This window comes from Actinoplanes sp. NPDC020271 (assembly GCF_044388125.1).
Lineage (GTDB): Bacteria > Actinomycetota > Actinomycetes > Mycobacteriales > Micromonosporaceae > Actinoplanes.
In genome coordinates this window covers 1-7,489 of the sequence record NZ_JBIRWQ010000068.1, presented here as the reverse complement: position 1 = coordinate 7,489, position 7,489 = coordinate 1, and the positions used below count along the sequence as shown (strand labels likewise).

Sequence of the window (7,489 nt, the reverse complement as noted above, 5' to 3'; positions counted from 1 at the left end):
TGATCTCATCCGCCGTCTTCGGCTCCACAGAGGCCGATCACGATGCGAATCCCCAGTTCAGAGCCCTGCCGTCCGACAACGCAATGGCCCTGGGCATCGTTCTGACGTACAAGTTCGACAACAGCAAGAAGAACGAGTTCGACCAGACGGCGCTCGTCGCGGAAGTCGCGACGGCGCTCTAGCCGGCTGAGAACCAGGACGGAAGCCTTTCGATGCACACCACGGGAAGGCTTCCGTCCTGGGCGCTTCCGCTGAGTCATGAGGTGGTTCAACCGTAATGGAACAAGAAGTCTTCGACGGCGCGCCGGCGCCGAGTGAGATGTACAACCCGCGAGTGCAGGCTTTGGTGATGATTGCCTCGGCTCTCGTGCTGTTCGGATTCATATTGACGGGCGTAATGTTCACGTTGCCTGACAATGTCCTCCTCAACAGGATGGACCACGTCACGGCGCAGCGTGCGGTCAACACTGTTGTCCCGGAGAACTGGGCATTCTTCACCCGTGACCCGCAAACTCCTGAGGTTACCGCCTACCGGCTCGACTCCGGGAGCAAACCGGTAAGCCTGTTGACGACTCCCCAGAACAAGGCAGCCAACGCCTTCGGGTTATCTCGCAATCAACGAGCGCAAGGCGTGGAGTTGGGTTACCTCAGCAGTGTGACGAGCGCCTGGCGGGATTGCGACGTCCGCACCACTGCTTGTGTCTCAGCGGCGGCCGGCGCACCGGCAGAAGCAACAGTCAACACTTCTTCGTTCCCCACCGCTTGCGGCGACGTGTATCTCGCTCAAGAGGTCCCGGTGCCTTGGAACTACCGGAAGCTCTACAAGAACACCTCCTTCCGCATCAACAAAGTCGCCCATCTGGAAGTGTCATGTCCGCACCGTTGATATCCCTCGGCCGCATGGTCCACAGGGCACAGCTGCACGACCCTCGTAACCGGTGGTTCGGTGCCGGCCGCAGCTTGCTCGCGGCAGCGCACATCACCGTTCTGGCTTTCACCGCTCCGGCCGCGCTGCTGGCGCCGATCCTCGGCGACGAGCAGGCCCCGCACTGCCACGGAGTGACCGCGGTCTCGGCTTACTGCGTGGGCGGCGAGGCGATCTCACAGCAGTGGCGGCGCTGGCTCATGGTGGCGATCCTTGTCGTGGTCGCGTCAGGCTACCGCCCACGCTGGACTGCTGTACCGCATGCCTGGGTCGCCTTCTCGATCGGCAACAGCATCGCCTTGCCGGACGGTGGCGAATCGGTTGCGAAGATCGTGACTGTGTTGATCATCCCCATCTGTCTGGCCGACAACCGGACCTGGCAGTGGCAGGCTCCGAGATCACCGATCGCCGCCAGCCTGAGAACAATGTCCTTCGTAGCGTTCTGGGCGGTCCGAGTGCAGATCGCCGGCCTGTATCTGGACAGCGCAATAAGCAAGCTAGGAGTCGCGGACTGGGTCAACGGCTCTGCTGAGTACTATTTTGTTCGCGGCCACATGTTCGGCGTCGCGCCACCCTTCGACGACCTATGGCTGCGATTGACGGAAATCCCGATCGTCGTGTTCTCGATGACGTGGGGCGCGATAATCATCGAGATCCTCATCGCCCTGTGCCTCATGGCGACAAGCAAGTGGCGCCGCGTCGGTTTCGTCATGGACATACTGCTCCACGGCATGATCATCGTGACGATGGGCCTGTGGAGCTTCGCCACCATCATGATCGCATCGTCGTGTGTGGCGGCCATGCCCGATCGGCGCACCCCCCTCGCCGACTCCCCGTCGGACAGCGACGCGAACGCTGACGCGGCCGCCTCGGTGGACGTCGAGGCGAAACCTTTCGCCACCGTTCCCGCTGGGCTGCGGGAAGCCTGACATGAAGCAGCGGCAAGACGATCGTCGAGGGGTGACCGCTTTTCCAGCTCCCTCGGCGGTCATCAGCCGCTTGCCGTACCTCTCTGCCCCATCCCCCTCGATAGGATTCGACTCATGGCGATGCTTCTCTCCACCTTCATCGCGCTGTCCCTGCTCACCATCGGAGCAGTCGTGATCCTCATGGTGCGCCTCGTCGCCGCCGGGAGTCTGGAACGCAATGCGGCGTTCGGCATCCGCACCAGCGCCACCAAGCACAGCGATCAGGCCTGGGCGGCCGGCCACCGAGCGGCACAGCCTCTCAGCCGTGTGCTGGGCATCACCGCAATCGTCTTCGCAGTGGTCATCCTTGCTCTCGGCTTCACGAAGTCCATGGTGGCGGTGGCGGTCGCCTCCGTCATGGCCTACCTGGTCACGTTCGTTCTGATCGGTTTGGTCGCCCGCCGGGCCAACGCTGCCGCACGCGCCGTGTCGTGAGACGTCGCCACGATTGATCCGCGCCCGCGCATGGCCTGTGACTTGGGTATCCGGTGCTCCGGATCCAACCGGCCTGCGCCCGCCCAACAGTTGATCATGCCTTCGACCTGGCCACGTACGGGTGCAAGGACTACTAACGCAGCGGGCCGCCGACCCGGCCGGCCTCCGGCCGGGTCGGCCTCCGATGCCGCGGACCCCCGGCCCGACCGGCTTCCGGCGCGGCCGGTTTCCGTTGCCACCGGCGCCTCGCGGGCATCCGGCGGGCGCGCACCCGGCCGGCTCGAGACCTGATCAACAGGTGCCATGACAGGACCCCCGCCACGCTGATGGCGACGATCAGCACGGCGACCCTGCTCCATGCCGACGGGGCGAGATATCCGGTGCCCGAGCGCGCCTCGGCCATCAACTGCCGGTCCATCGGCACCCCGCCGGGCAGCCGGACGGCCGTGCTGGTCGCCGCGGCGGTCGGCAGGACCGTCATCTTGAGCAGGCCGCTGTCCTGCAGCATCGGCAACTGTGCCGCGGTGACCGCCTCGGCCCGCTCAGCGAGCCGGCGCACGACCGGGTCACGCGTCGTGCCCATCACCGTCGTCGCGATCGGCAGCAGCTCGCTGTCGGCGTGCCAGAGGTAGTCGACATATCCGGCGTCGAACGTTCCCCCGCCGCTCTGTTGCAGGGTCGCCAGCGCGCTCTGCTGTTCCGCGGGCAGCGGATCGTCGAGGGCGATCCGCAGTGTCCCGGCCACGCTCCGGCTCAGGCCGTCGAGCTGATCGCACTGGGTGGTGACCTGCTGTGTCAGTCGCTTGACGGCGTCGTTCACGCTCATCCCGCGGGCCAGCGCGCTGGCTGCGCCGACCCCGGCCGCGGTCAGGTGCACCCGGCGGACGAAGTCCAGATCGGTCGGGGTCGCCGCCCCATCGGCTGCCCGGGCCGACGCGGCCGGCAGGATCGACATCACGATCAGCGCGGGCGGCACCACGAGCACGCGGATCAGCACGGCCACGACGTGGCGTGCCCGTCCACCGCTGCCGATCATGCCCATCTCCGCCTTCCCGCCGCCCGCCGCGGATGCCCGTTCCGCACGGGCCGCTCGGCACCGCGCCCGTCCGGCACGAGGCATGCGTCCGGGCCGGGTCAGGCCTCCGCCCGGAACGGCTCGGAGCCTAACCGGAATCCGGAGATCAACGGCCGGATCCGGCCTTTCCTAAGGCAACCCTGAAGTTCCGGGACCGCATCCGCGACAGAGGTTCACCGGGCCGGCCCGGACGGCGTCCATCTTTGCCGCACGTATCGCCGGAGCGCGATCTCCTGAATCTGCGGACATAGGTGCTGCTGAATTGCTGTCATCGAAGATCGGTTGTCCCCGTGAGAACATACCGAGCTTTCGATTGCCGAAGCCTGCTTGTCCGATCGTGATCAGACCGCCCGGCTGAGAGCTCATGGCGCGATCTGCCGGGTCGATGATGATCGGCGCTACGAAGTGCCGGCGATCCGGACGGCGCCTGCGGGTGGGGGCATCGACGCCGGGCCGAGGAAGGCCGACCGCGCGGTCTTGTGCCGGTACATGTCGGCGTCCGCGGCCGACATCAGTCCGTCCGCGCTCGTGTCCGCGCCACTGCCGTACGCGACCCCGACGGTCACCCCGAACGACAGCTCCTGCCCCTGCCACACGGCTGGCGCCGACGTCGTGTCCTCGATCCGGCGCCTCAGTACGTCAGCGTCACCGGCTGTCGTGCCGGTGCCCAGGATCAGGAACTCGTCGCCGCCGATCCGGGCCGCGATGTCCTCACCCCGCAGCGTGCTCCGCAGCCGGTCGGCGAACGCCCGCAGCACCTCGTCGCCCGCCTCATGACCGTACTGATCGTTGATGGCCTTGAACTTGTCCAGGTCGCAGTAGAGAACCGCCACCCCGGTGCCGGAGCTGACCGCCTCCTCCAGCAGGGCGAAGAACCGGCGGCGGTTGACCAGCCCGGTCAACTCGTCATGATGCGCCTGGTAGCGCAGCGCCTCCTGGTCGGCGGACCGTTCCGCCATCAGCAGCCCGATCCGCGAGACGACCAGTGGGATCACCAGCAACGTGCCGAACGTCAGCAGCATGCTGTCGGTAGTGCCGCCGAACAGTTCGGGAACGCTGCCGACGACCGGCACCATCGCCAGCACCAGCCCGAGATGCGCCAGCCGCACCGGCCGCAGACGGCTCCGGCGCCACCCGGCCGGCTGCGTGAACTCGGTGGCACTCGGGTGCAGCGCAGCCGCGGCCAGCGCCAGATAGCCGATCATCGCGAACAGATCCACGAACGGCGAGTAGTAGTCACTTCCCGGCCGCGTCGACAACAGCGACGACACCACACTGACGACGGTCGCGCCCAGGCTGAGGAAGAAGTAGATCAACGACGTACGGGCGGTGCCGGCGGTCCGCGCGATCCGCAGCAGCGCGCCGAGAGTGCCCGTCAGCAGCAACATCTTCAGTAGATAGATCCCTTGGCTGGGATCCGACACGTCCAGGCCGACCAGGTGCGGGCGCAGCACGAACTCCCACACCGGGGTGATGAGTCCGACGCCGAGCAGGGCCGCGTCGATGATGCCGCCGCGGTCGCCCTCGCCGTGTTTGCGGATCACCTGCAACGCCGACAGCATGATGCTGCCGTAGGCGAGGACCTGGAGCACGAGGTTGGCCGGCCCGTCGGCGCCGACCTCCCGACCGAGGCCGAGCTGCACGAACCACAGGTAGTTGAAGACGGTGAACAGCACCGACGCCGCGAGCAACAGGTGCCAGGCGGTGCGGTTGACGATCCGGTTGATCCGCATCCCCACGGCGATCCCGGCTGCCGGGAGCGCGCCGGCTGCCGTCACCGCACCGAGTCGTACGGCCAGGTCACCGAATGCCCACGCGGCGACCGAGACGAGAACCAGCAGGCCGAACCCGGCATGCACCAGGTTGCGGTGCACACCGGTACCGCGTTCCCGGCCGATTCTCATGATCTGCACCATCGGCCGGCACCGCCCCGACTTGAGCAGCCGTTCACGCGAGGATCGGGGGCGCGCGACGTGGGCTTGTGATCCGGGCAGTAGCGCGGCGCGCGGCCCCGGCTGCCGGTGAACCCGCCGGCGGTGTTCCGACCGCATCGGCCGGGACCGCAGGCGGTTTGCAGATCAGGACGCGTAGCGCTTCTCCGCTCGGGCGCGCGCCTTTGCCGCCTCCACCTCGCGGTCCTTCGGCGGAGCGGTCGTCACCAGACCGTCCAGCAGTGCCTGCGTCGCCGCCGCGATCGCGGCCACCGCCTGATCGAAAACAGCCTGGTTCGCCTGTGACGGCCGCGTCGCCCCGGCGACCTTCCGGACATACTGGAGCGCGGCGGCCTGCACCTCATCCGGCGTCGCCGGCGGTTCGAAGTTGTGCAGCTGGTGAATGTTCCGGCACACAGTGGGCTCCTTCGTGGTGACCAGATGTCGTCAGGAATCTATGCCAAACTTTGCCGTCCGGCGACGTACACGCAGCTGGCAACACCTCCCGTCATCGGGGAGGCGAGGTGGGCATGCGACGGGCTGACCGGTCTGCCGAACCGGGCCGCGTTCCGCAGCCGTGCCGCCGGTCTCCTCGCCGGTCCGCGCGCCGATGTCTGCGCGATGAGGCTTGACCGGGACGGCTTTGAACGACGGGCCCGGCGCCCGTCAGTAACCTTGCGGGATGGGAGCGCACTGGTACGAGTCGTCGATCGACCGCCAGCTTCGTGAGGCCACCGAGCGGGGCGAGTTCGAGAATCTGAGTGGCACCGGCAAGCCCCTCGCCGGCTACGGCGGGGAGTACGACGAGGACTGGTGGGTCAAGGACTGGCTGCGCCGGGAAGGGGCCACCGCCGGGGTGGTCCCGCCGACGCTGGCGCTGCGCCGGGCCGCGGAGGATCTGGAGATCCGGGTCGACCGGCTGCACACCGAGCACGAGGTGCGGGAGCACGTCGCCGAGCTGAACGCCGGCATCGACAAGGCGCGCCGGGGCCACATGGACGGGCCGCCGGTGATCCTTCCCGTCTTCGACGTGGAGGCCGTGGTCACCGGCTGGCGGGAGCGCCGGGGCCGCCTGAGAGGAAACGGCCCCGGCGGAGTCCCGCCGGGGCCGTTCGGGTCGAGCGGCGTCAGCTCTCGGTGATCTGGAGCGGGTCGGCGGTGAGCGTGTCGCAGCTGACGAAGGCCAGGTCGATCGTCACGTTCGTGAACCAGAGGATCGGCAGTGTCAGCGGCGGCGGCTGCGCCGGGGTGAAGGTCACCGGGATGACGCCGAACAGGTTGCCGGTGAACTTCGGGGTGTAGAACTTGACGTTGTCCGTCGTCGTGAGCTTGGCGCTCTTGACCGTGGTGGTGCCGCCGTTCGGCTCGGCGATGGTCAGGCTGAACGGCTCGTTGATCGCCTGCTTCATGTTGAACTGCAGCGACTTGATCACGCCGTTCGCGGTGGGCACGTCCGCGACACCCTCGTAGGTCGAGTTGATCATCGTCAGCGAGCCGACCTTCATGACGCCGGGCTTGATCGCCGAGCGGGGGATCCCGCCGTCGTCGGCGACCTTGCCCCGCTGGCGGGCGCCGAGGCACGGGATGATGTCGTCGTCGGCGGAGGCCGCGCTGCTGGCGGTCGGCTTGCTCGGGGCGACCGAGGTGGACGGGGTGGCGTCGTCACCGGCCGGGGCGGTGGTCGTCGTGGTCGTGCTCGGCTCCGCGGCAGCCGAACTGGGCGCCGACGCCGACGGCGACGCGCTCGGAGTCGACGACTCTTCGTCGTCGCCGATGCCGAGCAGGTTGCTGACGCCGTCGACCACGCCCTGGATGCCGTCGAGGATGCCGTTGCTGTCCTCCTGTGCCTCCGCCGCGACCGACGCAGCCGGCGCGGCCGGCGCCGAGGAGGAGGCGCCGGCGGAGGGGGTGCCGGTGGCAGCGCTGCTCTTGCCCGCGGCCGGCGCGCTGGAGGACGACTTGGCCGCGGCCGACCCCTTGGCGGGGGGGGGGGCCGCCGGCGCCCGCGGGGGGGGGGGGGGGGGGGGGGGGGGGGGGGGGGGGGCGGGCGGGGGGGCGGGGGGGGGGCCGCGCCCGCCCCCCCCCCCCGCGCGGCGCGCCGCTGCGCGGGAGGAGGGCCGGGGTGGGGGGGCTACGGGCCGCCGAGGAGGCAGGT

At 68.6% G+C, this 7,489-nt stretch carries 9 protein-coding genes; 5 read left to right on the top strand and 4 right to left on the bottom strand.

The features are described from left to right. The 4 genes from ACH442_RS47655 to ACH442_RS47640 form a co-directional block, all read left to right on the top strand. On the top strand, window positions 1-182 hold a 182-nt coding region (locus ACH442_RS47655; RefSeq protein WP_396344855.1), incomplete at its 5' end, for a hypothetical protein. 95 nt (window positions 183-277) lie between these two features. Next, a complete protein-coding gene (locus tag ACH442_RS47650; protein ID WP_396344854.1) occupies window positions 278-886 on the top strand; it encodes an SdpA family antimicrobial peptide system protein in 609 nt (202 codons plus the stop codon). Beyond that, a complete protein-coding gene (locus tag ACH442_RS47645; RefSeq protein ID WP_396344853.1) occupies window positions 871-1,854 on the top strand; it encodes a sporulation-delaying protein SdpB family protein in 984 nt (327 codons plus the stop codon). Before ACH442_RS47650 ends, ACH442_RS47645 begins: the two co-directional genes overlap by 16 nt. 114 nt (window positions 1,855-1,968) lie before the next feature. After that, window positions 1,969-2,328 (top strand): SdpI family protein, encoded by a 360-nt coding sequence (locus tag ACH442_RS47640; RefSeq protein WP_396344852.1) that lies wholly within the window; start codon window positions 1,969-1,971, stop codon window positions 2,326-2,328. A 133-nt stretch (window positions 2,329-2,461) separates the two neighbouring features. Here the strand turns inward: ACH442_RS47640 and ACH442_RS47635 are convergent, their stop codons facing one another. From ACH442_RS47635 to ACH442_RS47625, 3 genes are all read right to left on the bottom strand, one after another. Continuing rightward, window positions 2,462-3,364: a DUF4142 domain-containing protein gene (locus ACH442_RS47635; protein WP_396344851.1), complete on the bottom strand. Its 903-nt coding sequence runs from the start codon at window positions 3,362-3,364 to the stop codon at window positions 2,462-2,464. Between the two features lie 437 nt (window positions 3,365-3,801). Next, window positions 3,802-5,307 (bottom strand): GGDEF domain-containing protein, encoded by a 1,506-nt coding sequence (locus tag ACH442_RS47630; RefSeq protein ID WP_396344850.1) that lies wholly within the window; start codon window positions 5,305-5,307, stop codon window positions 3,802-3,804. A gap of 174 nt (window positions 5,308-5,481) precedes the next feature. Beyond that, window positions 5,482-5,751, bottom strand: coding sequence for a DUF2277 domain-containing protein (locus tag ACH442_RS47625; RefSeq protein WP_396344849.1), 270 nt, complete (start codon window positions 5,749-5,751; stop codon window positions 5,482-5,484). Between the two features lie 265 nt (window positions 5,752-6,016). Between ACH442_RS47625 and ACH442_RS47620 the strand changes: the two genes are divergently transcribed. Then, entirely contained in the window at window positions 6,017-6,475 is a 459-nt protein-coding gene (locus ACH442_RS47620; RefSeq protein WP_396344848.1) for a DUF1992 domain-containing protein, read from the top strand. Here ACH442_RS47620 and ACH442_RS47615 read toward each other — a convergent pair. Beyond that, a complete protein-coding gene (locus ACH442_RS47615; protein WP_396344847.1) occupies window positions 6,462-7,139 on the bottom strand; it encodes a hypothetical protein in 678 nt (225 codons plus the stop codon). The genes ACH442_RS47620 and ACH442_RS47615 overlap by 14 nt on opposite strands. Between the last annotated feature and the right edge of the window lie 350 nt (window positions 7,140-7,489).

Bases quoted from the DNA above. Each gene is read 5' to 3' on its own strand.
- ACH442_RS47650 (WP_396344854.1), top strand. From the start codon at position 278: ATGGAACAAGAAGTCTTCGACGGCGCGCCGGCGCCGAGTGAGATGTAC.
- ACH442_RS47645 (WP_396344853.1), top strand. From the start codon at position 871: ATGTCCGCACCGTTGATATCCCTCGGCCGCATGGTCCACAGGGCACAG.
- ACH442_RS47640 (WP_396344852.1), top strand. From the start codon at position 1,969: ATGGCGATGCTTCTCTCCACCTTCATCGCGCTGTCCCTGCTCACCATC.
- ACH442_RS47635 (WP_396344851.1), bottom strand. From the start codon at position 3,364: ATGATCGGCAGCGGTGGACGGGCACGCCACGTCGTGGCCGTGCTGATC.
- ACH442_RS47630 (WP_396344850.1), bottom strand. From the start codon at position 5,307: ATGAGAATCGGCCGGGAACGCGGTACCGGTGTGCACCGCAACCTGGTG.
- ACH442_RS47620 (WP_396344848.1), top strand. From the start codon at position 6,017: ATGGGAGCGCACTGGTACGAGTCGTCGATCGACCGCCAGCTTCGTGAG.